This is a genomic window from Rouxiella chamberiensis, assembly GCF_026967475.1.
Lineage (GTDB): Bacteria > Pseudomonadota > Gammaproteobacteria > Enterobacterales > Enterobacteriaceae > Rouxiella > Rouxiella chamberiensis.
Window position 1 is genome coordinate 1,105,213 of record NZ_CP114058.1, and the last position, 25,886, is coordinate 1,131,098.

24 protein-coding genes and 9 pseudogenes are annotated in these 25,886 nt (G+C 46.7%); 17 read left to right on the top strand and 16 right to left on the bottom strand.

What is annotated here, in order from left to right:
* Positions 1-622: 622 nt before the first annotated feature.
* From O1V66_RS05275 to O1V66_RS21750, 4 genes and pseudogenes are all read left to right on the top strand, one after another.
* Positions 623-2,028: pseudogene (locus O1V66_RS05275) on the top strand (MFS transporter).
* Between the two features lie 29 nt (positions 2,029-2,057).
* Positions 2,058-2,228, top strand: coding sequence for a hypothetical protein (locus O1V66_RS05280; RefSeq protein WP_160292253.1), 171 nt, complete (start codon positions 2,058-2,060; stop codon positions 2,226-2,228).
* Between the two features lie 264 nt (positions 2,229-2,492).
* Positions 2,493-3,038: an AraC family ligand binding domain-containing protein gene (locus O1V66_RS21745; RefSeq protein ID WP_330873464.1), complete on the top strand. Its 546-nt coding sequence runs from the start codon at positions 2,493-2,495 to the stop codon at positions 3,036-3,038.
* A gap of 58 nt (positions 3,039-3,096) precedes the next feature.
* The gene (locus O1V66_RS21750; protein ID WP_330873465.1) at positions 3,097-3,513 is read left to right on the top strand and encodes a helix-turn-helix transcriptional regulator; all 417 of its coding nucleotides are present in this window, start codon (positions 3,097-3,099) and stop codon (positions 3,511-3,513) included.
* On the opposite strand, the pseudogene O1V66_RS05290 reads toward O1V66_RS21750, so the two are convergent.
* Positions 3,484-4,121, bottom strand: a pseudogene (locus O1V66_RS05290) (LysE family transporter). The gene O1V66_RS21750 and the pseudogene O1V66_RS05290 sit on opposite strands and share 30 nt — an antisense overlap.
* Complete coding sequence (locus O1V66_RS05295; protein WP_045048148.1) at positions 4,118-4,375, bottom strand: hypothetical protein; 258 nt, start codon at positions 4,373-4,375, stop codon at positions 4,118-4,120. The pseudogene O1V66_RS05290 and the gene O1V66_RS05295 overlap by 4 nt, the downstream one beginning before the upstream one ends.
* 292 nt (positions 4,376-4,667) lie before the next feature.
* On the opposite strand from O1V66_RS05295, the pseudogene O1V66_RS05300 reads away from it, so the two are divergent.
* Positions 4,668-5,414: pseudogene (locus O1V66_RS05300) on the top strand (tyrosine-type recombinase/integrase); the annotation flags it as partial.
* Positions 5,415-5,719: 305 nt separating this feature from the next.
* Here O1V66_RS05300 and O1V66_RS05305 read toward each other — a convergent pair.
* The 8 genes from O1V66_RS05305 to O1V66_RS05340 all read right to left on the bottom strand — a co-directional run bounded on the left by O1V66_RS05305 (position 5,720) and on the right by O1V66_RS05340 (position 11,921).
* On the bottom strand, positions 5,720-6,232 hold the full coding sequence (locus tag O1V66_RS05305; RefSeq protein ID WP_045048147.1) for a DUF2867 domain-containing protein: 513 nt from the start codon (positions 6,230-6,232) through the stop codon (positions 5,720-5,722).
* Positions 6,233-7,000: 768 nt separating this feature from the next.
* Positions 7,001-7,495, bottom strand: a complete 495-nt coding sequence (locus O1V66_RS05310) for a hypothetical protein (RefSeq protein WP_269128182.1) — start codon at positions 7,493-7,495, stop codon at positions 7,001-7,003.
* A gap of 5 nt (positions 7,496-7,500) precedes the next feature.
* Positions 7,501-7,845 (bottom strand): hypothetical protein, encoded by a 345-nt coding sequence (locus O1V66_RS05315; protein ID WP_269128183.1) that lies wholly within the window; start codon positions 7,843-7,845, stop codon positions 7,501-7,503.
* A 53-nt stretch (positions 7,846-7,898) separates the two neighbouring features.
* Positions 7,899-8,660, bottom strand: a complete 762-nt coding sequence (locus tag O1V66_RS05320; protein ID WP_269128184.1) for a hypothetical protein — start codon at positions 8,658-8,660, stop codon at positions 7,899-7,901.
* On the bottom strand, positions 8,657-9,133 hold the full coding sequence (locus O1V66_RS05325) for a hypothetical protein (RefSeq protein ID WP_269128185.1): 477 nt from the start codon (positions 9,131-9,133) through the stop codon (positions 8,657-8,659). Before O1V66_RS05325 ends, O1V66_RS05320 begins: the two co-directional genes overlap by 4 nt.
* Before the next feature lie 80 nt (positions 9,134-9,213).
* Positions 9,214-9,870, bottom strand: a complete 657-nt coding sequence (locus O1V66_RS05330; protein ID WP_269128186.1) for a hypothetical protein — start codon at positions 9,868-9,870, stop codon at positions 9,214-9,216.
* Between the two features lie 329 nt (positions 9,871-10,199).
* The gene (locus O1V66_RS05335; RefSeq protein ID WP_045048145.1) at positions 10,200-10,802 is read right to left on the bottom strand and encodes a site-specific integrase; all 603 of its coding nucleotides are present in this window, start codon (positions 10,800-10,802) and stop codon (positions 10,200-10,202) included.
* Between the two features lie 198 nt (positions 10,803-11,000).
* Entirely contained in the window at positions 11,001-11,921 is a 921-nt protein-coding gene (locus tag O1V66_RS05340) for a LysR family transcriptional regulator (RefSeq protein WP_045048144.1), read from the bottom strand.
* A 100-nt stretch (positions 11,922-12,021) separates the two neighbouring features.
* On the opposite strand from O1V66_RS05340, the gene O1V66_RS05345 reads away from it, so the two are divergent.
* From O1V66_RS05345 to O1V66_RS05355, 3 genes are all read left to right on the top strand, one after another.
* The gene (locus O1V66_RS05345; RefSeq protein WP_269128187.1) at positions 12,022-12,261 is read left to right on the top strand and encodes an NAD(P)-binding protein; all 240 of its coding nucleotides are present in this window, start codon (positions 12,022-12,024) and stop codon (positions 12,259-12,261) included.
* On the top strand, positions 12,245-13,150 hold the full coding sequence (locus O1V66_RS05350; protein WP_269128188.1) for an FAD-dependent monooxygenase: 906 nt from the start codon (positions 12,245-12,247) through the stop codon (positions 13,148-13,150). Before O1V66_RS05345 ends, O1V66_RS05350 begins: the two co-directional genes overlap by 17 nt.
* A 1,354-nt stretch (positions 13,151-14,504) precedes the next feature.
* Positions 14,505-14,882 (top strand): hypothetical protein, encoded by a 378-nt coding sequence (locus O1V66_RS05355; RefSeq protein WP_045048141.1) that lies wholly within the window; start codon positions 14,505-14,507, stop codon positions 14,880-14,882.
* 168 nt (positions 14,883-15,050) lie between these two features.
* Here O1V66_RS05355 and O1V66_RS05360 read toward each other — a convergent pair whose 3' ends face one another.
* Positions 15,051-15,740 (bottom strand): B3/B4 domain-containing protein, encoded by a 690-nt coding sequence (locus O1V66_RS05360; RefSeq protein WP_045048140.1) that lies wholly within the window; start codon positions 15,738-15,740, stop codon positions 15,051-15,053.
* 43 nt (positions 15,741-15,783) lie between these two features.
* Here O1V66_RS05360 and O1V66_RS05365 point away from each other — a divergent pair.
* Positions 15,784-16,379: pseudogene (locus O1V66_RS05365) on the top strand (XRE family transcriptional regulator).
* A gap of 1,046 nt (positions 16,380-17,425) precedes the next feature.
* Here the strand turns inward: O1V66_RS05365 and O1V66_RS05370 are convergent.
* Positions 17,426-18,147, bottom strand: a pseudogene (locus tag O1V66_RS05370) (SDR family oxidoreductase).
* Between the two features lie 117 nt (positions 18,148-18,264).
* Between O1V66_RS05370 and O1V66_RS05375 the strand changes: the two are divergent.
* The 6 genes and pseudogenes from O1V66_RS05375 to O1V66_RS05400 all read left to right on the top strand — a co-directional run.
* A pseudogene (locus O1V66_RS05375) lies at positions 18,265-19,190 on the top strand (LysR substrate-binding domain-containing protein).
* A gap of 289 nt (positions 19,191-19,479) precedes the next feature.
* Complete coding sequence (locus tag O1V66_RS05380) at positions 19,480-19,719, top strand: hypothetical protein (protein ID WP_045048136.1); 240 nt, start codon at positions 19,480-19,482, stop codon at positions 19,717-19,719.
* A gap of 1 nt (position 19,720) precedes the next feature.
* On the top strand, positions 19,721-19,924 hold the full coding sequence (locus tag O1V66_RS05385; protein ID WP_241481408.1) for a S24/S26 family peptidase: 204 nt from the start codon (positions 19,721-19,723) through the stop codon (positions 19,922-19,924).
* Between the two features lie 36 nt (positions 19,925-19,960).
* Positions 19,961-20,113 carry a hypothetical protein gene (locus tag O1V66_RS05390; protein ID WP_241481407.1) on the top strand — a complete coding sequence of 51 codons (153 nt, stop codon included), beginning with the start codon at positions 19,961-19,963 and terminating at the stop codon, positions 20,111-20,113.
* 305 nt (positions 20,114-20,418) lie between these two features.
* Complete coding sequence (locus O1V66_RS05395) at positions 20,419-20,940, top strand: GNAT family N-acetyltransferase (protein WP_045048235.1); 522 nt, start codon at positions 20,419-20,421, stop codon at positions 20,938-20,940.
* Positions 20,941-21,573: 633 nt separating this feature from the next.
* Positions 21,574-21,687 (top strand): annotated as a pseudogene (locus O1V66_RS05400) (ArdC-like ssDNA-binding domain-containing protein); the annotation flags it as partial.
* A gap of 29 nt (positions 21,688-21,716) precedes the next feature.
* On the opposite strand, the pseudogene O1V66_RS05405 reads toward O1V66_RS05400, so the two are convergent.
* From O1V66_RS05405 to minC, 4 genes and pseudogenes are all read right to left on the bottom strand, one after another.
* Positions 21,717-22,019, bottom strand: a pseudogene (locus tag O1V66_RS05405) (ParA family protein); the annotation flags it as partial.
* Between the two features lie 194 nt (positions 22,020-22,213).
* Complete coding sequence (gene minE / locus O1V66_RS05410) at positions 22,214-22,495, bottom strand: cell division topological specificity factor MinE (protein ID WP_045048134.1); 282 nt, start codon at positions 22,493-22,495, stop codon at positions 22,214-22,216.
* A 3-nt stretch (positions 22,496-22,498) separates the two neighbouring features.
* Positions 22,499-23,311 carry a septum site-determining protein MinD gene (gene minD / locus O1V66_RS05415; RefSeq protein WP_045048133.1) on the bottom strand — a complete coding sequence of 271 codons (813 nt, stop codon included), beginning with the start codon at positions 23,309-23,311 and terminating at the stop codon, positions 22,499-22,501.
* Between the two features lie 83 nt (positions 23,312-23,394).
* Positions 23,395-24,093, bottom strand: coding sequence for a septum site-determining protein MinC (gene minC / locus O1V66_RS05420; protein WP_045048132.1), 699 nt, complete (start codon positions 24,091-24,093; stop codon positions 23,395-23,397).
* A 136-nt stretch (positions 24,094-24,229) separates the two neighbouring features.
* Here minC and O1V66_RS05425 point away from each other — a divergent pair.
* Both O1V66_RS05425 and O1V66_RS05430 read left to right on the top strand, forming a co-directional pair.
* A pseudogene (locus O1V66_RS05425) lies at positions 24,230-24,501 on the top strand (YcgL domain-containing protein).
* A gap of 369 nt (positions 24,502-24,870) precedes the next feature.
* Positions 24,871-25,845: a lytic murein transglycosylase gene (locus tag O1V66_RS05430; RefSeq protein WP_045048234.1), complete on the top strand. Its 975-nt coding sequence runs from the start codon at positions 24,871-24,873 to the stop codon at positions 25,843-25,845.
* The last annotated feature ends 41 nt before the right edge of the window (positions 25,846-25,886 follow it).

Genomic DNA, 25,886 nt, shown 5'->3' on the forward strand with positions numbered 1-25,886 from the left:
TTAAACCTTGTTGCACGTATGAAATTATTATTGTAGATTCATCCTCAATTTGAATTTCACATAAGTATAAAATGTTATTTATATTATAGAAGTATGAAAAGGGTGGGGAAAAATTCAAACGGGAAGAAATTACCTTTCACAATTGCGATTGTAGGATGTGGCCCCCGCGGGATTTTAGTTTTAGAAAGAATTGCCGCTAGACTCAGTAATATAAAATAGACGGAAAGTAATTTATGTATCTACAGTGCTTTTAATACCAAATTTTGGGGTACCTATAGAATTGCACGCTCTATAGCAATTAGCCAAGGTGGGTCTTAAACATTTGTTTATGGAATACTATCTTTAAGGCCAACAAGATTTATTGCTTTAATAGGTTCTATAAATGGGGAAATTGAGAATTTAACAAAAGGTTTAGCATTAAAACGAGCCCCCCATTCGAGTTAATGCTGTTTCATCTGCAGTTCTTGAGAATGCATTAATGCTTGTCAATCTGAATACAGAAGATCGTATTAATCTTGGTAAAAAATTGCCTTTAAATAAAATGGTTCACCTGAAAGCATTGCAGAACTAATACTATTTCTTTCAAAAATTAATCATATGACGGGTGCTGTGGTAGTCGTTGATGGAGGAGGATCTCTTGTCTGAAAATAGCTCAGTAACAACGATAATTAATGGAACTGAAGAAAAATCGATTCAATCAAATAAGTCACGAGTACTATTGATTATTTGTATCGGTTTTTTTATGGTTAGTTTAGACGCAACTATTGTAAATGTTGCTTTGAACAGTCTTGGAAATAGTTTAAATGCGAGTTTAGGTGGATTACAATGGACAGTTGATGCCTATACACTAGCATTTGCAGCATTATTACTTGGCGCAGGTGGTTTAGGGGATGTTTTTGGCTCAAAAAAGATATTTAATATAGGATTAATCATATTTTCCTTGGCATCAGCCTGTTGTGCGATATCCAGCACATTAAATGAATTATTAATCTCACGGGTACTTCAAGGATTAGGGGCAGCGCTTCTCGTAGCTACCTCATTATCTCTTCTACAAAAAGTTTTTGTCGAACCTGGTGAACGGGCGAATGCGTTCGGAGTTTGGGGAGGGGTTGGTGGTGTAGCAGTTGCCACTGGCCCGGTTCTTGGGGGATTTTAATATCAACATTTGGATGGCCATCAGTATTTTGGGTTAATGTGCCGTTTGGGATAATAGGAGTGTTTCTTTCAATAAAATATTTGCCTTCGGTGAAGGGTGAAGCACGAAGCTTGAATATTATAAGCCAGATTATCTCAGCAATTGCATTAGCATCATTGGCATTCATATTTATATCTGCTGGTGAAAATGGATGGTTAAGTAAAGATGTAGGGATTGCTAGCCTGACGTTTGTTATTTTAACAATATTTTTTATCATAATAGAAAAGTCAACTTCTTCCCCGATGCTACCTAGAGGTATTTTTAAGTCAAAAAAATTCTCTGCAGCAACTTTTGTGGGAATGATCATTAACTTTGGGTTTTACGGTCAACTTTTTGTATTGAGTTTGTTTTTTCAAAAAATATTCAAGTATTCCGCTATGGATACAGGGCTGGCTTTGCTCCCGCAAGCAATTGTGTGCTCGTTGACAGCATTCTATTGCGGGAAAATTACTGCAAAAAAAGGCCCCCGATTTCCTATGGTGGTTGGTCTCACGGCAGGTACATTAGGGTTATTAGGGTTGGGGTTTGTAGATAGTGAAAGCTCCTACGTAACAGTCCTTATCCCAATGTTAGCGGTCGGATTTGGAATGTCCTTTACTGCGCCTGCGACTGTTACTGCGGGTATGTCGGAAGCACCTCTTGGTCAAGGTGGAATAGTATCAGGAATTATCAATGCAGCCCGTCAAAGTGGAAGTGTAATGGGAATTGCAGTCCTTGGAGGATTACTCGGGGTAATGTCAGACTTTGAAAAAGGAATGCATTTATCATTTTGGGTTGCATCCTTTTTCTTTGCTTGCGCATTTATTATTACGCTGTTGAAAATCCGGAATTAAGTGCTTATCTATCAAATAGGAGAGATGAAGTGAAAGTAAAAAGCATTACTCGCGATTGGGTAGATTATTGGGAGCAAAGGCGTGAGAAATTCATATTTGAATGTGAAAAAGAATTAGAAATATTTAATAATTCAATCAAAGCTGCTGAACAAAGTCAGTTGAAAGTACTTGAGGACATTATCTCAGTAAGTAATGAATAGACGCGGGTTTCGTAGACATTTTTTTGCCTCATCTTCGATAATGTAGAGAAGTTTTATAATGCTAAACGCCGCCACAGTGCCTGTGAGGATCAACCCCCTGCAGTTTATGAAAGTGCCTGGTTCATGGGGCACGGAACCGTCTAGGAAACCCGACTCTATTCAATGTAACCCATTCGATTTCAGCAAAAAAGATGCTTCATCGTGCGATATGCTCCATATCTCGGCTAGTTTACTTGCTACAGTATTTGCTTCCCATGGCATCACATGCATCTTTGCAAATGTTCGATTTACCCGGCCGTGCGGGCACGGTCTGGTCAGAATGGGACATGTGCGATTACTGGCAGACTACGCTCGGAAGATAATTTATTCTCAGGCACTCTAAAACCATCAGTTGAAAAAGTGCTCAGCAAATGGTTTTATCATTCATTAATAACTATTCACTATTGCTGCATAAGGTCAGATACGTTGTCACTAGAGTCTGCTGAGTGGTTTAGCCGGAATGGCATAGAGTGTTCTCGAGTCAGGGCACATAACTCAGGCTTTCCGAAACATCTTCACGATGAATATGTCATCAGTGCAAACCTGACGGGGGTAGAGGAAATCTGGCTGGCAGGGAATACCGCGTATGTTAAAAGCGGTCAGGTTACCTTATATAATCCGGGAACCATTCAGGCTTCGCGTTTTGATACTCAAGTCGTGGAATTCATCAGTGTGCACATACCCCAGACAGTGATCAAAATGCTTGCAGATGAGGACAATTTCAATAGTGCTCATGAAGCCCCTGTTTCTGCGAGAAGGCATAATCAATGACACTCGCCTGTTTAACGCGCTGTACCGTTTTGCAACATCAGCCGGGATGGAGTGGGACATGGACGAGGAGCAGGAACTGATTTTACTTTGCGGTGAGCTGCTTGAGACGCCAGCTCTACTTCAGAGTGGTGATGAACAGAAAATCAATGTTGTTATCGAATACTTGCGGGATCACCTCAGCGTAAAACCGAAGCTGGAGATGCTCGCGCAGCTGGCGGGGATGAGCAAATACCATCTTGTACGCTTCTTCACCCGGCATACGGGTATGCCGCCTCTGCAGTATCATATGCAGCTTCGTCTGCACCATGCCCGTGACTTGCTTCGTAGAAACTTGCATCCGCTCGATGCGGCGATAATGCTGGGATTTTACGATCAGAGTCATTTCATTAATGCGTTTCGTAAAGTGATGGGAACAACGCCCCATCACTATGCATCGCAGGTCAGATCAGGCCCCCATAAACTCGCGGTACCCTGACACAATCACGTAAAGCGCAAAATAGCTGAATATGAACGCCGAGGCTATGTAGGAATATTTAAGCAGGCGTTGACCAAGCAGTTTGCCTCCCAAACTTCCAACCAGGCACAGGACACATGTCCAGAACATTCCGGCGATGAAAAAGCCACTCAGAAACCAGGACGTTGCCGTAACGCTGTGCTGGCCCATCCGGGATATCAGCGCACCGCCCACTGTCGCAAACCACAGAATGGCCGTGGGGAAGACATGGCAAGCACCACGCCCCGGCCAAATTCACGCAGTAGCGGGCGATACTGATGAGTTTCGCTCACGTTAAGTTCTGAAGCCTTCCTGAAAGCGGCTATCAGCATTTTGCCGGCGAACCACAGGAGCATCGCGCCACCGCCAACCCACAGTATCCAGCGTACGGCTTCATACTGAAGCAGTACGGCCATTCCCGCCAGTGCCAGTAATGCATATGCCAGGTCACCCACACAAGTCCCCATTCCCAGCCAGAAACCATGAAAATATCCGCGTTGCATGGCAAGGGTAATCATGGCGATATTGGCAATTCCAATATCAAGACACAGCGAAAGGCTCAGTAAGAAACCACTTGAAAACTCGATCATAACGTAAAGCCTTTGATCTTCTGGTCGTACTCGATCATGTCGACAGTTTTACCCAGCCGGTTCAGAAGCAGGTCCGCCTCTTCACGCTGATGATGAGGTGAATAGCATTGCAGGAACGCCAAGGCTGCCTCTGCAAGACGCGTAGCCTGGTGGATGAGGTCTAGCGCCGCGGGCGAAAGTGAGTCAGGCAGAGAGATCTCCATCATGTGGATATGGTATGAGTCAGCAGCGGGCCAGAACGGTGTCGTAAACATGAAATTCCCTTCGATTATCAGTAACGAGAAGTCTACTTAACCATTGCATCTGTAATCGGTATTGGAAGGAATTGCGCGATGGGGGTCGGAAAGAAAGGTGCATTTCAGAACCATAACCGACTACTTCGCTTCGCAGTAAATTAAAGGGCGTGTAGAAAATCATGATTAAGCGGGGCCAGGTAGTCTAACGCAGTGGCAGAACAACAGGGGACGTTATCCACGAGAGAATTACCCTGCACCGTATAAATCAGCAGTGTTCGGTTAGATCAATATCCACTTCTGGCACGAAGCGTTTCTTCAAGCCTCGGGACGGGCCTCGACCACCGTGCGCGCCAACGCGGCGCTAATCTCGATGTTACACCGTCACGCAGGGTTGGTGCCCCCTAACGCCTCGCCGCTGGTCTTTCGCACGCTGCGTAAAATCAATCGTGCGGCGGTGGTGGCTGGCGAGCGCACCGGTCAGGCCGAGCCCTTCTGCCTGAGCGATTTGCTGGCTGCGGACCGCGCCTGGCAAGGATCCGCGCAGCTGCGCGACGCCGACCGCGCCGGGGACGGGCGCATTCTCCTGCACGTTGGCTGGACCAAGACGGTGGTGGAGGCCGGTGGGCTGGTCAAGGCGCTGAGCTCGGCCTCGACACGACGCCTGGAGGAGTGGATGGCGGTGGCGGGACTGGCGGCCGAGCCGGACGCCTTTCTGTTCTGCCCGGTACACCGCGCCAATCGAGCGACCCTCACCACCGCCGCACCGCTAAGCGCGCCGGCGCTGGAGGCCATTTTCGCCCGGGCATGGGACACGGTGGGGCCGGTCTCTGCGGCGGCGGCCAACAAGGGACGCTATTGCAGCTGGAGTGGGCACAGCGCGCGCGTCGGCGCCGCTCAGGATATGGCGCGCCACGGCTACGCGTTGGCGCGGATCATGCAGGAGGGCACCTGGAAAAAGACCGAAACGCTGATGCGCTACCTGCGCCACATCAAGGCCCAGCGGGGTGCAATGGTCGACATGATGGAAAACGGCGGGAACCACCCGCCGGAGACGTGAAGGTCGGTGCGTTCGGGCCGGGCAAAACGCGCGCGGCTGCCTGACAAGAAAAAGATGGAAAAAGCTGTCAGTGGAAAACTGATCATTGCCGCCTACGCTTGCGGCGGCACGCATGTGCTGCTGACATCCAATGTGGGTGAGGTTCAGATAACGCGCTTCAAGGTGAAGTAAGGACAGCTCTCTTATCTGGCCATTGCTGCAGAAGAGAGAAGTTTTAATTAAACAGGTGTATCGCGGCTGGTTTATTCAGAAGCAATAAGGATTTACCGGTTGTTGAGCCTGTTTTCGCCTAAGGAAGCGGCGGGTCACCGCCAGTTCCTTGCTGCTGCCCGGGCGAGCATGGAACAGACAACGGTGCGATGAAATGGCGCGACAAGCCGCGTATAAAGCTTGCCGATCCCGTTATGACAGCGCACGACAGACGTCAGCACTACCTCCCTTCCACCGCGCTCCTGATTGCGGACCAGAACCGACGTTCGGAAGTCCAGATGAATGTCATTTTCACCAATGATGAGTTCGTTCTCGTCCACGGATAACACGGGAAAGAAATCAATACGTTCCCGTCCGCCTGTTTCCAGTCTTTTTCGGAGCTGCACGGAAGTCTGTATGCCGAACGGCATGACCATGGAATCGCGACAGGCCAGTAACATTCGAAACCAGCATGGCGGAGTAGCCAGCAGAATCTGCGACAGTTTTTCAATATCAACAGGTACGTCAGGCGGCAGGGTAATGGCAAAGGCGTCGGCGAGATCGGATTGCTGATAAAGGGCGGTGAGCTTGCTTTCAGCCGGTAAGGCAATGGTACGAACCGTTTGCACAGATAAACCTCCATACTTCGCCGGTGAGGGTAATCCGGCCGGACGTGTTAAGACAGTCAGGCAGGGGGCTTCCTGCAGCTAAGTAGCAGGGGAAGTTAAGTAATGTCCGCTTTGAGCGAGGAGCAGAAGTTCTGCTCATAGTAGTATCACTAACATTTTCATTTGGGGATCAACTGGGAGGTGGTCAAGGAAGCCTTAATTATGATTGCTCATGTTAGTTGTCAGGGGGAAGTAATGAAGATTGGATTACCAACCTTCATTATGCTAATTAGTCACTTCCAAAGAAATCTCGATTTATCTGATGCAACAAGAATCTGACCGAGTCCGGCATGTTTTCATTGTTCAACGATATAATTTCCTGCAGGTGGTGATCTAGTATTCTTAGGTGCCTGATCCAGATTGACATTAAGAACTCAAGGCATCCTTCACCTTGTTCATTATCATGATTTCTAACGACCGAACTTATTATGTCGCACATTTGTTGGCTGTAATTCTCATCAATAGTATAATTAAGTTCGGATGAATATGCCGCCCTCAAAAGACATGCTTGTATAACGCCATCATTATACCTGTCAAAGCAAATAGGGCTTAGGAGAGTATAATGATAAATTGTAGATAAACCTTTTCCATCATTCATCCTCAAATCATGCAGCAAGGTTTGAATAGTCCAAAACACATCTGCTTGAGATGATTTTTTTGTGTCAATATCCAGCTTGTCCCAAAAAACAAATGTCTCCCTGATACTAAGTGTTTTCCCCTTAGTGTCTTTCAAGAACAGTTCGTCTGGACTAATTGGCGAGTCGAGTAATGATAATCTTGTGAGTAAATCGGTAGAGATTTTTTGTTGGTGATAATAATTATCCAAAGGGTCTTCATCTGTAAATCGGGAAATTTTTTCATGTTCCAGATCCCAATAGGTTTTTGACTTACTACTGATCCTAGGTAAGAAACAGTTCCTGAGGATAATAAGTTCATGCCCCCCATGCATAAGTCTTTTCTGAGTTGATCCAGACTTGGTGCATTTTGTAATTTAGAAAATCCGACTAGATATGAAATGGATGATGATTTATTTAAACATCTCAGTTTTCTGGAGGCTGATAATAGTTTTCTTCCAGTCGTTATTGCTCCAGCCACGACAAAAACTGATGACATTTCGGTATAGTCAGATTCTTTCAATTCTCCAAACTTGAAGATTTTTATGTTATCATCGTCAACAAGTTTTTTGACCTTAAGGGCTAAGAGTTCTGAACCTGTATCATCCAAGTGGATTATTGTGTTGATGTCACGGGAAAAAATTTGTTGATTCTTTTCTGCATATCAGAAAAGAGAGGGGCAGACTGGTTCTTCATCAATCCAGGAATATCGATATCGTAAAACTCGTCATTGCTATCTTGAGTTATGGCATTAATGTTTAGAATTTTTTTTGCTGCAAACTCTCTAAAAAATTTTTGTCTTTCTGATTTGAAATCCAATTTCTTTATCATAAGTAAATCATGCTTTGGCGTCTCAGGCAAAAACTGCTCACCTTCAAGTCTGATTACTTTTGAACCGTTAGCGCACAGGTTACATCTCTCCTCTGATTCGGAATATATTTCACCACCTAAAGCGTCCATGATGTTATATAGTCCAGTTTGATTTTCACCTATTGACGAATAGAAAAGAGTTTTTATATTATCCTGTGATATTTTTTTCTTTTTTCTAGCGTGCGAGCAAGTCCACCACTGGTCGTGGCTGAAATTATCACTAAGTGATTTTTATCTCTGATGAAATTAAATGGTTGATTTAATGAGGAGTATGATTCAAAACTTTCAATTACAGGAGTGCTAGAAGTGAATTTATTAGATAAATGTAGCGCAGTGCTAACCAAAAAGGAGATGGATGATGTGTCGACATAAACTTTCTTTAGGGTTGAAACAATAGAGCCTAATAATCCTATTGCTAAAAAAGTCACCTCTACGCTTGAGGTAAATAAATTCGATGCTCTTATGAATTTATCACAATGGTCACCTGAAGGCTTACTAAAGTGATAGGTTTGAGTAGATGTTATTACACCTTTACGTTTCTTAAATATTTCATTAGAGCCAGCCTGAAGAAGTTCATCACGATAACTATATATTTTTTTTGTTGTTATTTCCCGGAGTACACCGTCACTGTCAACGTTTAAGAATTGTATCTTACTTGAAGTTGAGCCAATGTAAGACTCGAATTCTTGGTTGAAAAGTTGATCAGCTAACAAGCGTGACTTCTGATCTTCATTTATACCAAAACCAAATATTAAAACTTCATTGGGTACTAGATTTTTTACAATGTCTTCTTTAATTTCTTTGATCAAAAGATGCAAGTCTATTGATGAAAAGCAGAAGATTGCCATTGTTGGGGAGAGTTTGGTGCTTGGTTTATTAAATCTAAAAAGAAAAATACCACTCATTTATAATCGTCCTTGGAATTATTTTTATCGATAAGAGGTATGAGTATCGTTATTGAGACTCCACGAACTTCAGCGTGTTCGGTAATATGCGTGTCACAATAATTTCTGGTTGACCAATCTAAAAAATTACAGTCATCATTTTCTTCAAAGCGATATGGGGTGGTATTAAAATCTCTATAGATAGATACTCTATTGCTTCTTATTTTCATGAAGCCATTCAGCTTGGTCAACGATGCCATAACTGAAGGTAAACCATTCCCTTTTATGTCATTATTTGTCGATGAACTCCTAAATTTTAGGCATTTCTTAATTATCTGGTATTCATCATCAATGTTAGGTGTTGACCCAACATCCGAGTGATCCGCTAACCATCGACCACAGAATCCTAAACCAGAATCAATAATACTTACTTCAATGAATCTTCGCGAGGAGACACTGGTTTTTTTAAGGCTTGTAATATATTCCTCAAGCACTTCATCATTCAGTAGATAATTATTTATTGCATCATCAGATAAGTTTATTCCATATGTGTAAATAAGTCTATTACCTGGATTTATCCACTTGTGTCTATTTTCAGAACGACTGCCATGTTCATGTGTATTAATGAATAATTCGTAAAATATCCTTCCGAGATCATCAATGCTGTCATCTTTAAGATATATTGCCCCCCCGCAACAGTTGATGATCTTAGAACCATGGCGCTTATTATGTTTCTTATTTGCTCATAACCTTTCGGCTCAGGGTGCTGAAGCGGTGAAGTGTTATAAAAATTACTATCGAATCCTTTGGTACTATGATCTACAAACGAATACCAACAGAGTCTCCCATGTTGTTGCCCAAAAAGATTGTCTGATTGTGATTCAATAGCCTCTTTAGCAAGTTTATTTATATCACGCCTTATGCTTATATCAGGAGAACCAGAAAATGATATTTCTTTCGACATCATTGCGGCGGTGAACTTATGCGGAGTATTGATCAGGTCTGAAAGATAATCATTGTCCTCTATGGACGAGTCTTTCAAAATCAATTTTTTGTTCAAACTTAAGTTTGCCCAAGTATTAACAGACTGGACAGCGACGGCAATCCCTCCAAAAGCGGAATTTTTCTTCCCTACCGGCAGGAGCAACGGTTGATCACTGTTTGCCATCATAACCTTCCTGATGAAGGTATCTATCTTGTCTAAACTCAATGATGCAGGTAGTTCTACCATGTTACCACCTCCGGATTTCAATAGTTATAATAAGGGTAAGCATTTAGCGATGTTGTCTGTTTGATTAGCACTCTCTCGAGATTATCACTCAAGACATAGCCTAACTCAATGATTAGAAATGTGTTCTTTAAAATTGTGATTACTACTCAACCTCTTTCACTTAAACGCTATAATTTGATTGTACTGTAAAAAACTTCACTTTAGTGTCAATGAGTTGCTGGCCGTTCTACCCATTCTTTGAGCTCATGACCTGCTCTCAATTGACTAAGAAAAAATGATGTAACAACTTCTGCTTTTGGCACAGGGCCGCTGTCGCAGCCCTGACAACCTTAGACTTCGATCGATTCAGATATCTCCAGCGCATCATCGACTTCAATGCCCAGATAACGGACTGTGCTTTCCAGTTTCTTATGACCCAAAAGAAGTTGGATCACCCGGAGATTCTTAGTTTTTTTGTAGATCAGGTAAGGTTTTGTTCTTCTTATGGAATGTGTGCTGTAAAGCGAATCTCCGAGACCAAGCTTTGCTACCCACCCATGAAAGATTCGGTTGTATTGCCGGGTTGAAATGTGCTGGTTAGTTCCAACCCGAGACCGAAACAAGAAGTCTTTACTGTGCAAATTGCCAAGCTTTATTAATGCAGCAACCGCTTCTCTGGTGCCTTTGGTTATCTCAAATTGCACAGGGCTACCGGTTTTCTGTTGCAACACCGTTGCTCTGCTTGAAACAGAGCTGCCATATACAACATCAGATAATTTGAGTTTGACCAGATCACAGCCCCGAAGCTTACTGTCTAGGGCCATATTGAACAGAGCTAAATCGCGTGTTTTACCTTCCAGTTCAAGTCGGATTCGGATACCCCAGATGTGAGATATCTGAAGCGCCCTTTTTTGACCGATGATACAGTCTTTGTTCCACGGTGACGTTTTCATACTCAAATCTCCTGCAATATGGGAGATTTGAGTATGGTTGTCCCTTAAGAGCGAAAAGCGGACGTTATGACGGCACACTTAGATCGAGATATCTTTAACAAAGGGAGTAAGCCCGCTTAATGCAGCTATACGGAAAAACTTCGCCTTTAAAACATTCTACCAATATTTCTTTTCACTTCGTCCAAGATACTGGATGGCTTAGCCAATCATGTTCCTTCCTTCCTTACTGCATATCTCTAATTGAGCAATAGCCTTTTGCAGGTGTTCCAGAAACGCCTTCACTTTCACCTGTAGGTATTTTCTGCCGGAATAGAGCGCGTATAGCATCAAATCTTCGGGTTCGCGGTTACAGTTAATTTTAACAAGGGAGCCGTTATTGATTTCTGATTCACAGGCATGGAGAGGCAAAATGGCGAAACCAAGTCCTTTTAGTGCAGCGGCCTTGGCCATCCGCCCACTGTTCACCTTATAGCTTGACTGCACCTGGACGTTTTGGTTTTGTTTAAATCTCCAGGGCATTCCCTGGAGTACCGACATACTCGTAATGCAGGGGGTTTTGGTTAGTTCATCCACCGATTGTGGTGATGGGTGACGTGCCAAAAGTTCTGGTGCGGCTACCACACAGCTCGGCCAACGCAGAATTTCCCTGGCAACCCAGCAAGAATCCTCCAGTGGCCCACGTCCAAAGCGTAGTATCAGATCGAATCCATCCAGTAGGCCCTCTGTTGGCTCCAATTGTGTGTCACAACTGAGCTGTATTCGTGGATGCTTGATGCAGAAGTCAGCGAGAATATCTGCCATGAATGGAAGGTCTGGTGTAATGATCTTCAGGTGGCCTGATAGTGAATCACCAAACAGGGCGACTTCTTGCAGAGCATGATCCAAAGCGTGCGTGAGCGGCGTAATAGATTGATACAGCATTCTACCTGCTGCGGTTGGCATTATCCTACGTGTCGTACGTTCCAGTAGCCGCACATGAAGTTGTTGTTCAAGTAAAGCGACATGTCTACTGACATTGGATGATGGCAACTGAAGCTGCTCTGACGCGAGCTTAAAACTCAGCTTTTCATAAACAGCCTGAAAACTCATCAGCCACTGCAATTCACATTTCTCAATCATTAATTATCCCAAAAAATGAGTTTAACAAAGTTATAACTCTATATTTATCAATAATCAGGTGGCCATTACAATTTTCGTTAAGTTTCGTAACAGGAAAGTAATGATGACCAAGCCTAAGAAAATTGCCATCGTAGGTGCCGGCGTTGCTGGAATGGCACTTGGAATACTCGCGACCAAACAGGGCCATCAAGTCAGCCTGTTTGAGCGTGGCAGCAACGTGTCTTACTTAGGAGCTGGCGTAACTTTATGGCCCAATGCCATGGTTCGTCATGCAGAAGATGGGGCTGGACGAAAAAATCAGGCACGTAGGGGGTACACCGTGCATGATGCGCCAGTTTGATCGGAATGGTCACCTTCAGACACATTTCGATATTTTATCAGTGAATTCACTTTGCGGTTTTCCGAGTGTTACTGTCTTACGGCGTGAACTGATGCGCTTACTGGCCGGTAGGTTAGAGAGTCTGGGTAGGGAGATTAAATTCAATTGTCCAATCACTACCGCGGACGTCACGAAATTGAGCCTGGAGTTTGATTTAGTCGTCGGAGCTGACGGGCGTATGAATTCAGTCGTGCGTCAGTCATTGCATGGGGAGCAAGAAACGCCTCGTTATCATGGTTTTGTGAACGTGATAGGAGTGGGAAGGCAACGAGAGGACGCATTGCACAACGCTATTGATGACTTTCGCGGTCAAGGTGAGCGTTTTGGTATCGTCCCGGTGAAGGATGGATTGTGCTATTGGGCAGGAGCGTGGAACGCTCCTGTTGACAATGAACGTCCTCGGGCACATTGGTACAATGAGTTGCATCGGCGTTTTCGAGACTGGCCTGATCCTGTGCGAAATTTGTTGCTGTCATGTGACAGTGCATCTGTTAAAGGCATTTTCGTGCATGACATTGATCCTCTTCCCTTTTGGCATCAAGACAATGTTTTAATCATCGGGGACGCGGCTCATGCTTCCTTGCCGACATCTGGGCAGGGAGCGTGTCAGGCACTGGAAGATGCATGGCACCTTACTTGTTTAATGAAGGAGACAGATGATTTGGAAATTGCTCTGCAAGGCTTTTACCAACAGAGACATATCAAAACTTCAGCAGCGCAGTTGGTTGGAAGACAATTTGCTAAAAAAATTTTTTCTGAGCAGCCAGAGCCACTGCTGCCTGCATCCACTATTTCCGCAGCAGAACTCAGTCGGTTCTGGATGCAGGGTTTAAAGCATGTAGCCTTCTGAAACCAGGTTATATGGATGCGGTATGACTGTATGTCAGACGAATACTGACCGGTGCGATGTTATTGTTAAACACTGATCTAATAATGTCCACTTTTGGCATTTAACGTCCAGTCATTAGAGAATTCATATATGTCATGAGCGAAAAGCGGACCTTTGGCTGAGACAGTAACGGTTCGCTTCCATCTCGGCGATCCGCTTTCTTTAGGATTCCGGTTTATAATGTTGCTGACTGCCCTCAATGTTTCTGTATCGGCACTTGCATAAAGTGAAATTCAGATTAATTTATTTAAACCCTGAAGATATTAAATTGGGACTCATAAGAGTGGAATTTCTCAATCATGACCACGACATTTAAGTACGGTCACCCTAGCTCAATTCTAGCGAGACTCATCGATAGACCATGTGGAAAGTCGCCGAGCGTGTAATAGCCGGGCGTGTTATAAGCCACACAGTCGTCCTACCTTTTCTATTACTTTGTGAATCCCGCCCTCGGCTTAAAGAGCGGAAAAATTTCGTACGTACGAAATTCCGGGTACTGGGCCGCGCCTGATGAAATGCTCCGGCGTGCCGGCGGTACTCAGGAGACACAGGCTATCCTGCCGTGTAGCCGCCGACGCAGAGCGGCGATAATGTCAAAACATTTTTCTATCCGGCAGGTTATGTTTATTCCTGCGTAATCAACGGAACAAGGACACTACCGTGAAAATCTACTGGACCCTGAAAAGCATTCCTGAACTGGCCGATTTATCCCCGCGGAACCGCGGAAGCCGGTGGAGGAGCGCATACAAGTCCGCTTTCCGGCAGTGGGAAACCTGGTGCGGGATCGCGCTATGCGGTGGCTGTGCGGGCGCAGGCATCTATTTATGCGGTATGGTGGGCGGCGTACTGATGGCCGCATTGGGCGGTTTCCTGTATGGCCAAATAGTGACATACGTTGTGCTTAAATATTACCGCCACCGGCTGCGCGGCCAAGCCGACTGATTTTTGGGGCGATACAGCTTTCCCGCTTTGTAACTTTATAATTACATGCAGTTTAGCTATCCGATCGTATTTTACCTGACCATCGCCAACAAAAAATTCAGGCAAAGTTGATAGGCAGTGACCTGCCCGCAGGTTAATACATTTAAGTGTTAGCCACGTCCGCTCTTGGCACTTAGTAGACTTCCCCGCCCTAGGACTCAAAAGCCTTACATTTAGTTGTTTCTATAGCCGGGGAGAGAAAATCATTGTCTGTGACAATCAGCCACATAGTAAACATAGGTTTTGAGCGGACAATGTGAATTTTATTCCTCACTCTGTTTATTGCAATATCTAACAATATCGCTCAAAGGTATAAAATCTAAAGGGTCGCCTGATGCAGAGAACAAACAATAAAAAGATATTCATCCTTATATTCTTCTTACTCATCGCTCAATTACTGAGCGGGTGCTCACTGACTCGAGTTTCTGAAAAATCGCATTCCAGAGAAGTCGAAAGCCTGAATCTTGTCGGAATGAGCCTGGATGCGGCGAAAGAAAAGTTAAGTACAAAAGGATTTGATTGCAGCGACTATCCTGAGACCAATAGGGTGCAAACCGAATCCGGCGTACGCTCTTTAATACAGCTTGATTGCAGCAAACGAAGCTTAGAACTGATTTGTCCCCAAATACGCTATGCGGTACTCAATGCCGACCCCCAAAGCTTCAAGGTAGTATCAGTGGGAAGACGCATAACTGAACAAGCATGTTTTTGATGGTTAAATCCAGGTGTAACTAGCGAGTAAAACACGGGGACCGCTTGGAAAAGGGAAAATATCCTACGTTAAGCCTGTATCTTAAGCAGACATGACAGTCCGCTTTGAGCGAACCAGCAGACTTTCATAAGGTAATTCCGGCTAATGATCTGCCGGATTAAAATTAGCTTAGAGCGTTTCAATTAATGAAACATGGGACTGAACTCCTGGCATCATGACTTCCAGCCCCTCTGTTAGCATTTTCCCGGCCTCATGCAGAGCTTCAATTGGCATCTGTGGCAGACTCTCCAGAATGAACCACATGTGTTTATCTGAAGAGTTCAGTCGCGTTCTTACGCCCTGACGCCAGTTCCAGCGTCGGCAGGTAACACCTAAGTCGTCACACCAGACTACTTCTCCGGCATCGGGCTGTTCCACGAAGGGACCACCATCTTTAAGGGTGTCAAACGGTTCACTGCCGTCTGAAATAATAAGACGGGGCATACCCTGATAGGCTTCCAGATTTTCACCACCCACTGGAACGGCATAGCGCAGACTTACTGCGTTATAAAGATCTACTACCGGATCAAGAGCCGTCAATAACCCGTCACGTAAAACACGTTTGCGGAGGGCTTCGGCGGAGCAAGGCGTACGCTTAGGCTTCGCACCGAAAGCGCGAAATGTATCAGACCATGCATTCAGATGCGCTTCTGCCCAGTGAGGTTGTCCGTTGAGTACCTCTTCACAGGCTTTGCGGAGCGCTTCCTCCCCTAAGCTGGCTTTAACCAGCGGAGCAGCAGTGACACTGATACTGAGAGCGCGAAAACCAGGTGCCAGACGTGCCACGTCGGGACTGATTGACGGATAAGCTGAAAACATTGAATAATCCTGTAATGACCGTTTTAGATTATGATAATGACCAATGAACAAAAAAGTCAATATAATGACCGATGCTGATGCTTCCAGAATTAATGAGGCTCTTTCTGCTTCCCTGAAGCAGTATCGTAGCCAGAAAAAATGTCTCTTGACGAACTCTCGCGTCTTGCAGGTGTTAGCAAGGGAATGCTCGTTGAGATTGAAGCATGCAGGGCGAACCCTAGCATCGCAATCCTCTGTAAGCTGGCCGCAGCGATGGGCGTCTCGGTAGCAGACATCGTCAACGTTGCCAGTAAACCCAACGCACATCTCATTACTTCAGAAGATATCCCATGCCTATGGCACGGCGAAAGAGGCGGTACCGCTCGGCTTCTGGCTGGCACCAGCGGACCGGATATGATCGAGTTGTGGGAGTGGAAAATGCACCCTGGAGAGATTTTCGATTCTCAAGGACATTCAGATGGCACTTGCGAACTTTTGCATGTAGTGCAGGGCTCTCTTCTACTGACCTTAGGAGATGAGCGACTGAGTGTTAATGAGGGTTGCTCAGTCATTGCCAGAACGGATTTACCGCATAGCTACGCATGTAATGAGGGCGGCCCGCTTAAATTTACCATGACGGTGAGCGAACGGGTGCGCTGACGTAACTGCACACTATAAATTATGGGCTTAAGTGGAATTTTGGGTTATCTGATGCAGTAATTCAAATTGATAAAAGTGATGCTCTTAAACGAGGAGCGAATCTCAAGAGTTTTGTCGATTATGGTTCGCGTTTAAGTCGCATGATCAACGTCCGCTTTTGGCACGAAGCGGACGTTTGCGTAGGTTTGTTCAGTCCGCAATGAGCGAGAAGCGGACATCTGTGGCGAAAAGTAGCGGTCCTGTAGTAATTGCTTTCTAGGGCAAATAAATTGACCTCATTATGTCGATAATACACACATCATGAATAGACCCATTGTTCTCGATTTATAATCAGCTAATTGTCTACTACTGCGTTTTCTTTTTCCGCAGTTCTGTGTCAGATGCTCCCAGTTAGCATGAGCAAATCCTTACCAGAGAAGCCACTGGTGTTTAAAAACCGCCTTGCCTCATGGCCTGACCAATACTAATAAGGGAAGTCAGTAGAAAACAACAACCTTTCTTTACCCACTATGCTGGCGGCTCGTTCTAAATAGTGCGGTAAAAACATGCCGCTGGCAGTCACATACACATCATTTTTAAGGTAACCACTGACTGGTTGAGCCAGGTTCCCCACCAGATTACGTTTGCCCACACGCCCATTCAACATCGTGCCTTTAAAACCCAGCGTTTTGATGCAACGCTATAATTCTAAGGTTGCTGCTTTTGGATCAAACATGGGTAATGTGGCAAAGCCTTGGAAACGCCCCGGGTAACGAACGATCGCCTCTGCTATTGCCTCGTTGCAGCGATTGGCAATATCCACACTTGACGCCCCGGTTCATATAGAGCTGGTGTGGTAAGTGAAAGAACCTGCACGTCTACTCCCATTTTATCCATTAACGCAGTCCGCCCCTGAGTGATATCAAGTAGACGTTCACCAATGACGCCCGCGCTATGCGCCAGGCTGGGGTATGTAACTGATAAATCTGCCCTATGCCAAGCATGTAGCACTTCCTTTGTCAGGAAGTGCTCTTCGATAGCAATCAAAGTAAAAGGGGAGTTGCTCTTTACCATGCTACAGCTTTCCCGAAACGGTCTAAAAATTTCAAACCGGATTTTCCGCGGCTGAACTCTATGGTATTAACAATGTCAGGAATGGTTTCTTCAAGGCTAAAAGCGGCATCACTTCCCCCAGCGCAGTACGAATCCATCCGGGAGCAAGAAGTAGCAAGGAGCGAGCAGGGTGTATTTCAGCTTCACGAACCGCATAGCTGCGCATGTACTGGTTTAACGCGGCTTTGGTACCACGGTAGACCTCTTTACCTCCTTTAGTATTGTTGCCAATACTCCCCTGGCCGGAGGACATGATGCCAATCAGACCCTCGACGTTGACTAGGTCTTGCAAAGCTTCGATGGCCCGCATTGGCGATAAAGCATTAGTCACCATTAAATGGACGAATTCTTCGGTGCTTACCTCGGCGATTGTTTCATCCTGATTATAGTTGGAGGTTCCGGCATTAATGAACAAGACATCATAACGCTTTTCCCTGAGCCGCTTATGTAAATCAGTAAGCTGGGCCCTGTCTGTCATGTCCAGCGGCTCAGTTGTCAGCTTGTGCGGATATTTGTGAGACAAATTGTCCAGCGCAATGTGCGCTGTGCCTCTCACGGTAGCTGTAACCTGCCAGCCGCGTCTGAGAAATTCTTCAGCCATTGCTAGACCGATTCCTCGTGATGCACCAATCAGTAATATACGCGGTACTGTAGACTGCGGAGTTGATTCAGCCATATTGATTACTCTTATGGGAAGGTGGAGTTTTGAGTTTATAGGTATATTGAGATTGCACCAGACGCGTTGTGATCAATACTATGTTGCATCAAACACAAATGAGTATCATCTCTGAATATGCACGATATCGATCTGAATTTGCTTAAAGCGCTAGACGCTTTGCTGGCTGAGCGGAGTGTTACACGTGCAGCACATCGTATGGGTTTGAGTGTATCGGCCATGAGCCGCACTCTGACGCGACTGCGGAAGGTCACCGGCGATCAGTTGTTGGTGCAGGCCGGTCGTCATTTAGTGGCAACCCCCTATGCTCAGGGACTCACTGAACGTGTACACGAAGTTTCCCGTAACGCATACGCCGTACTGCAACCGGCACAACAGGCTTTAGACCTTGCCAAGCTTGAACGCAGCTTTACTCTGAAGGTCAACGAAGGATTCATTGATTTAACAGCTGAAGCGCTGGTGATGGAATTGCAAAAAAATGCACCCCGGGTGCGTCTGTGTTTTGTGGCGAAAAGTGACAAAGATGCACAGTCTTTGCGTGATGGTTCCGTTGACTTGGAGATAGGTGTACTCGGTACCGATGCTCCTGAATTGATAACCCGTAAATTGTTTAATGACCACTTCGTCGGTATTTGCCGCAGCGGCCATCCATTGCTTCAGACCGGCTTAACGGCTGAACACTATGCGAGTTATCCCCATGTGGTGGTATCCAGAAAGAACAACTTATATGGTCCCGTAGATACTGCCTTGGCACGCCAGGGATTAGAGCGCCGGATCATTATGGTTGTTCCCGCTTTCGCTAATGCCATGAATATTGTACGCCATTCGGATCTTATCGGACTGGTGCCTTTATCTGCTTTGGGCTGGGCACCTGTCGGGTCGGAGCAAGCGGGACTGACATATTTTGAGTTGCCGGTAGACACTCCCCCATAAAAATCTCGGCTATCTGGCATCCCCGCCTGCACACCGACCCAGAGCACCGGTGGCTGCGGGAAGTCATTATCGCAGTGTGCCAGAGTAAATTAGGCCGTTTGACGACCTAATCTGTCATATCACCAAGACTTTCGCAGTTTTCTGACCTGATGCCTTTACATTGCGGTTTTTTCTAATATTACCGACAACCTGAACGATGTTTTTGAATATTTAAAGCATCAACTTATTCATTGGTTACTGAGGATACTCAACTACCTCAAGATAAATCCGTAAATGGTCACTTCTGGCAGAAACGCGTGTTCCTATTAGCATTGCCTGAGATTTACCAAACTTTCCTTCACGTTGTAGAAAACTCCTGCTTATACTGTGTATATAAACAGTATAAGTGAGGGCAATCCCATGCCACGTTACAGCGATAAAGTCGGCGCATTCATTGCGGCTGAGCAGGTTCACCCGGGCGGCGGCCGGACCGTTAAAACAGAGGACTTCGTCAAGGAGCTGGAAAAAGTAAATTGGCACTTGTCACCAGGCGAGGCCAATGAATGGATCCGGCTCTACGTTACCGGCTACCGCGATATCTCGACACAAGAAGGCGAAGACAAAACCTACCAGTGTTTCAATCCCTATGGAGGTTTTTAATATGGCATACGCATCTCCGGCAACTGACTACGCAGAAGGAAGGGTCACGCCGAACGTGGCCTGCAAATGGAAAGACAGCCCCGCGCAGTTTTTGGTCCACGCGACCGAGGCCAGTTGGCGTGCCGGTATCAAAAAGGACGCCGTGCTGGTGGTCAACAAAGCCCGCAAGCCGGTAGACGGCAGCCTGGTGATTGTTGACCATTAGGGAGAGTTTGAGGTCAAGCGCCTCAAGACGGGTTCCGTGGCGCGCCTCGAGTCGCTGGACAATCCCGAAGAGGTCCGGTTAATCGCTAGGAGCGATTTGGAAGGAAGCGAAACTATCGTGTGGGGCGTGGTGACGCATATCATCAATGATGCAAGCACCGATGAGTTTGACGACTGCCCGCTTATCTAACGGGTCAGCCTTGCGGCGCTGGCTGTAGTTTCTCTGATTTTGGTCGCAGGCATGTGGGAGCAGGCCGTTGTCTTTATGGCCGTTATGGTGTGGGGCGGTTCATTTGGAGGGCGCCGACTCAAATGCAGACGGCGGCGGCCGATTCGGCAGGCAGTCATGTCGATGTCGTTCAGGCGATGGTGACTACCGCATGGAATCTGGCCATTGCCAGAGGCGGATATGGGTACAGTTTTATTGCCCGTGAAAGAAGAACCGTGCATGGTGATAGAACAGCTGTTTTAGATACGCTGATACTAGGAGAACTGATGACTGCCCAGCAAGCGCCTCGACTTGAAACAGAACGACTGATTTTGAAGCAATTTACGCTCGACGATTTTCCAGCACTTATGGCGTGCTGGAGTACTTCTGAAATGGCTAAAATTAATGGCGGTGGGGAACCAACGGCAGAAATAGTTTGGGCCCGCTTGTTACGTTATATCGGGCACTGGCACGCTTTAGGGTATGGCTATTGGGCAGTGTTTGAGAAAACGACAGGTCGCTATGCTGGTTCCCTGGGTTTCCAGGATGCTCATCGTGATATCACACCTGAGTTAAAATACCCTGAGGCTGGATGGGTGTTAAATCCTGAAGTTCGAGGCAAAGGTTATGCCTCTGAAGCTCTGACCGCCGTTTTACTATGGGCCGACCAGACATTCTCCTCCCCAGTCTGCTGTATTATTGACGAAGAAAATAAACGTTCAAATTATCTGGCTAAGCGTTTTGGTTTCCAGTTTCAAGATTATGTTAACTATCGGGGTAAGCAGGTACGCATGCTTGTACGCCAGTAAGTAATCAATCCATAAATATAATTTTTTAACGGGTCATTTGAGTCATTAGTCTTCAAGGGTCTTCGTCGCTTCTGGTTAGTCGAATCTGACCGGCATTTTCATTTCGAAGCTCATTTGGCCCCTGTTGCAAACGGAACGTCCGCTTCTTGCTCAAAGCAGCCCCTGCTGTTTCCTTGAGCTGCTATGTGTCAAGAGCAGTCATGCACAACCATTTGTCGGCATAGGTGGAAGATAGTGAACGGCTTATTCCACTCTCATGTTTAAATTCTCTGCAACCGCTCAAGGATATTATTCAATTCCGGAAGCAGAGTGAAATTGGCCAACTGAATAGAGTTGATATTATTCCCCTATAGAAATTCTTGTATCTGGATACTTAATTTCAGCGGGTCCGCCGCGTCATCCCGGTCAGAATGGCGAAGTGATTATTGATGCTTCGGCAGTCTGAAAGTGGCGCGCCCCCGGGCGACTGCAAATCCTCACGGCCTGAAAGAGCGAGCCTTTCTGGCGGCCCTCCGTTTAGCCTTTGAAATCGGAAATCACCCGACGGTGATAAAAGGTCTTCTCAACTCATCCATCCTGCGGTGTACTCTTCGCCGTCAGGGAGGGGTACGCCTGTTACTTGAGGTTTATCCCGTGAAAAAAGACACAAAGACGCCACCCAAAAGCCTGCGTCAGGATTTATACCAGCAAATTACCGACAAGATTGTTCTGGCAATAGAAAAGGGCACGTTGCCGTGGCGAAAACCCTAGCGCACCGGGCAGAGAAACGGTGATCAGGTGCGGGAAATAATACTGTCGGGATCATCAAGGTTGGCAGAGAGCGTCAGAAGCTCGTACAGGCCGCACGGCGCCTCGTATTCGAGTGCGAACATGCTGCTGGCGGTCGGCTGGATATGGTCGCCGTCAATGAGGAGCGTGCGAAGTCCGGCGTCTGCCGCAAAGCCTGCGAGGTTGACGGCCTGGGTAGATTTACCTTCTCCGCCCTTGGTGGAGACAATGGCGACTGTCCTTGTAAGGCGAGAACCCAGGGAAGAAGACGAAACCGGGGCATAGGGTGCTAAAACGGTAGCATTGTTCATTTCACATACCTGAATGAGGGTTATTCAAGCGTCTCGATGATCAATAATAAATAGTCACTTTATAAATTTAAATTTAAGTGGACAGGGGGCTGTAGGCAGGCGTCGGCACGCCAGGATAGGTGGCGTAAAAAAACGCGTTAACTCCTGAAGAAAACCTCCCGTTCGTGAAACAGGAGGTAGTCAGACGGCGTGAGTCATTTAGGCGGTACTTCCGACTCGGCCGCCGTTTCAGGTAGCGTAACGTTTAACTCCAAAATGGATATATCGTCACCTTTCTGCTCGAACTGAACATGGAGCATTTCAGGGTCAATCTGAATGTACTTACAGATGACCGCCAAAATATCCCTTTTCAAATCGGGCAGATAAGCGGGTTCGCTGTCCCCGCGACGCCGCTCTGCAACAATAATCTGTAGCCGTTCCTTGGCTATATTCGCTGTCTGTTTTTTGCGGGACAAAAAGAAATCTAACAAGGCCATGGCTTATCCCCCAAACAGGCGTTTCAGGAAACTCTTCTTCTCTTCCTCGATAAAACGGAACGCACGTTCTTCACCCAGCAAACGACTGACGGTGTCGTCGTACGCCTTACCTGCGTCGGATTCCTGGTCCAGAATGACCGGCTCGCCCTGGTTGGACGCACGCAGTACGGACTGATCTTCAGGAATAACGCCAACCAGTGGAATGCGCAGGATTTCCAGCACATCTTCCATGCTCAGCATGTCGCCACGGCTTACGCGGCCCGGGTTGTAACGGGTAAGAAGCAGGTGTTCCTTGATAGGATCCTGACCCTTTTCGGCACGGCGGGATTTTGAAGACAAAATACCTAGAATGCGGTCGGAGTCACGAACGGAAGAGACTTCAGGGTTGGTAGTGATGACGGCTTCATCGGCAAAATAGAGTGCCATGAGGGCGCCGGTTTCGATACCTGCCGGAGAGTCACAGACGATGAAATCGAAATCCATCTCGGCGAGGTCATTCAGGATTTTCTCGACGCCATCACGGGTCAGCGCGTCTTTGTCGCGCGTCTGCGAGGCCGGGAGAATATACAGGTTTTCGGTGCGTTTATCTTTGATAAGCGCTTGATTCAGCGTGGCATCGCCCTGAATCACATTGACAAAATCATACACAACGCGACGTTCGCAACCCATGATCAGGTCGAGATTACGTAAACCGATATCGAAATCAATGACGACGGTTTTTTTGCCTTTTTGGGCAAGGCCGGTAGCGATGGCTGCGCTTGAAGTAGTCTTGCCAACGCCCCCTTTACCCGATGTAACAACAATAATGCGTGCCATGTAAAGATTCCTTGTCAAAGGTCGTAGTGTCTGCCAGATGCCCATCGTAATCGTTTTACGTCAGGTAAAAGTTGAGCAGAGACTTAAAATAGGGGTTGTACGGTTAACACATTATCCAGAAGACTCAGTTTCGCGGCCTGTCCGAAATAGCTGGACGGGATTTGATCGCTCAACCAGTACTGGCCGGCAATGGAAACCAATTCTGCGCCGAGATAGGTGCAAAAAATCTGACAATTCGTATCACCCGCAGCGCCAGCCAAAGCTCGGCCGCGCATCATGCCGTAAATATGTATATTGCCGTCGGCAATAAGCTCGGCACCGGCGCTCACGCTGCTGGTTACAATAAGGTCGCTGTTACGGGCATAAATTTGTTGGCCTGAACGGACTGGCGTACTGACAATCCGCGTTTTGGCAGGTGCATTATCCGGCACGGCAGGAACCGGCTCCGGAAGCGCTTCGGCGGCCATACGCTTGGCCCGGCCTTCGCTGATTAGCGGTAAGCCTGTAAGGGCAATGGCGCGCTTTTGCTGCTCGTCTTTGCAACCACTGATGCCTACAACGCGAAAGCCTGCAGAAACGACAGCCTGTTGAATGTTTTTCCAGTCTGCATCGCCTTTCAGCGCTGCAACATTAATAACAACAGGGGCATTTTTCAGAAAAGCAGGCGCTTGCTCTACTTTTTCCTGTAATGCCTGATGAATAACCTTGGGTTCTGCACTGTATAAATGCACAACTGATAAGGTAAAACTGCTGCCTTTTAGTTCTATTGGCGATTGTGACATCTATCCTGACTCAGCCTCAGCAACTTTAATTCCCCGGAATACCACACGGGGGGCGATATTCCTATGTACGCTATGCATGGTATAGTTACAGCTATATCTAGGCAAGCCACCGATCTAATAAAATAGAGTTAAAAAAATGTTTTGTGCAATTTATAGAAGCAGTAAGCGCGATCAGACCTACCTGTATGTCGAAAAAAAGACGATTTCTCTCAGGTTCCTGAAGAATTGATGAAAAGTTTTGGTAAACCGGATTTTGCCATGATGCTAAACCTCGCCACGCGCGAGAAACTGGCCTCCGCCGATATCGAAAAAGTTAAGCAGTCGTTAACTGAACAGGGCTATTATCTGCAAGTTCCGCCTCCTGTCGAAAATCTGCTGAACCGACATCTAAACACAAATAACCAATAATCAGATTATTCTAGGGAAAATCCGACAATTCCCGTCTTTCACGAAAATGAGAGGCGGGCACCTTGCAATCAATCTCGCTCTGCTGCACGTTAATCACTGTATTTAGGCAATTTGCCAATAGATTATCTGGAAAAGGAAGAGTGCGATGAGGATGAAGTTATCGATTTTAACCCTTTCAATGGGTGCCATATTGTTGGGCAGCGGTGCGAGCGTCTTTGCCGAAGGCGATGTGACCCCTCTGGCACAGCGTCTCCTTTCACGGCAACGCCTTCCAGTTCTCCGGCCAAAAGCCCGTTTTCCGCAGACTCTCAACCTTCCGGGTCGACAACGACCGAATCAGGCTCGACAAGTTCTGCGCCTTCTACCTCCATACCTGCGTCCAAACCGGATAACGGAGAAACCACGCTTGCGACGGAAGGTCGTGATCCTGCCGAATTTCCTGCTTATGTCGAGCAGTTGAAGGCGCAGGCCAAACAGCAGGGCATCAGTCAGCAGACCATCGATTCGGCGTTTGCCACTGTCCATTTCGTTGACCACGCAATAAGCTCCGACAAGAACCAGCTCGAAAACAAGGTCACGCTGGATGACTATTTGCGCCGCGTACTGACTGACACCAAAATCAGTGAGGGACAGGAACTGTTCCGGCAAAATAGCAGTGCTCTGCAAAAAGCGAGCACGCGCTATGGCGTACAGCCGCAATATATTATGGCGCTGTGGGGCATGGAGAGCAGTTACGGCAAAATCCAGGGCAAGGATGATGTGGTGTCGGCATTGGCTACTCTGGCCTTTGAAGGGCGTCGTGAAGCCTTCTTTACCAAGGAGTTGATGGCGTCACTTAAAATTATAGATCAGGGCAAAGCCACCAGTGACATGCTGAAAGGCTCCTGGGCCGGCGCGATGGGGCAGTCGCAGTTTATGCCTAGCTCCTATCTTCGCTACGGCGCGGATGGCGACGGCGACGGTAAAATCGATATCTGGAATAACACCGATGATGTCTATGCATCGACCGCCAATTATCTATCGACCGAAGGGTGGAAAAACAACCAGCCCTGGGGGCAGGAAATCCAGTTGCCTGCCAATTTTGACGACAACCAGTTAGGCACCAAAAATAACCAGATGCGCAGTGTCAGTCAGTGGCAGCAGCAGGGCATTGTCGCCGCCGACGGTAAACCTTTACCGACTTCTGTGACGCGTGCCTGGATTATCAAGCCCGATTCCGATCAGGGACGCGCCTTTATGGTTTACGATAATTTCAGGACGATCATGCACTGGAATCGTTCTTATTACTTTGCCATCAGCGTCGGCATGCTGGCGGATGATATTGCCGCCACTCCGGCGCAATAATTATCCGGGTCAGCGTAATCATTGCCGCGCACGGCTCACGA

Coding starts and splice junctions, on each gene's coding strand:
- O1V66_RS21745 (WP_330873464.1), top strand. CDS start 2,493: ATGCATCTTTGCAAATGTTCGATTTACCCGGCCGTGCGGGCACGGTCT.
- O1V66_RS21750 (WP_330873465.1), top strand. CDS start 3,097: ATGGACGAGGAGCAGGAACTGATTTTACTTTGCGGTGAGCTGCTTGAG.
- O1V66_RS05295 (WP_045048148.1), bottom strand. CDS start 4,375: ATGTTTACGACACCGTTCTGGCCCGCTGCTGACTCATACCATATCCAC.
- O1V66_RS05315 (WP_269128183.1), bottom strand. CDS start 7,845: ATGGACGCTTTAGGTGGTGAAATATATTCCGAATCAGAGGAGAGATGT.
- O1V66_RS05320 (WP_269128184.1), bottom strand. CDS start 8,660: ATGAGTGGTATTTTTCTTTTTAGATTTAATAAACCAAGCACCAAACTC.
- O1V66_RS05330 (WP_269128186.1), bottom strand. CDS start 9,870: ATGGTAGAACTACCTGCATCATTGAGTTTAGACAAGATAGATACCTTC.
- O1V66_RS05335 (WP_045048145.1), bottom strand. CDS start 10,802: ATGAAAACGTCACCGTGGAACAAAGACTGTATCATCGGTCAAAAAAGG.
- O1V66_RS05340 (WP_045048144.1), bottom strand. CDS start 11,921: ATGATTGAGAAATGTGAATTGCAGTGGCTGATGAGTTTTCAGGCTGTT.
- O1V66_RS05345 (WP_269128187.1), top strand. CDS start 12,022: ATGATGACCAAGCCTAAGAAAATTGCCATCGTAGGTGCCGGCGTTGCT.
- O1V66_RS05350 (WP_269128188.1), top strand. CDS start 12,245: ATGATGCGCCAGTTTGATCGGAATGGTCACCTTCAGACACATTTCGAT.
- O1V66_RS05355 (WP_045048141.1), top strand. CDS start 14,505: ATGCAGAGAACAAACAATAAAAAGATATTCATCCTTATATTCTTCTTA.
- O1V66_RS05360 (WP_045048140.1), bottom strand. CDS start 15,740: ATGTTTTCAGCTTATCCGTCAATCAGTCCCGACGTGGCACGTCTGGCA.
- O1V66_RS05380 (WP_045048136.1), top strand. CDS start 19,480: ATGCCACGTTACAGCGATAAAGTCGGCGCATTCATTGCGGCTGAGCAG.
- O1V66_RS05385 (WP_241481408.1), top strand. CDS start 19,721: ATGGCATACGCATCTCCGGCAACTGACTACGCAGAAGGAAGGGTCACG.
- O1V66_RS05395 (WP_045048235.1), top strand. CDS start 20,419: ATGACTGCCCAGCAAGCGCCTCGACTTGAAACAGAACGACTGATTTTG.
- minE (WP_045048134.1), bottom strand. CDS start 22,495: ATGGCCTTGTTAGATTTCTTTTTGTCCCGCAAAAAACAGACAGCGAAT.
- minD (WP_045048133.1), bottom strand. CDS start 23,311: ATGGCACGCATTATTGTTGTTACATCGGGTAAAGGGGGCGTTGGCAAG.
- minC (WP_045048132.1), bottom strand. CDS start 24,093: ATGTCACAATCGCCAATAGAACTAAAAGGCAGCAGTTTTACCTTATCA.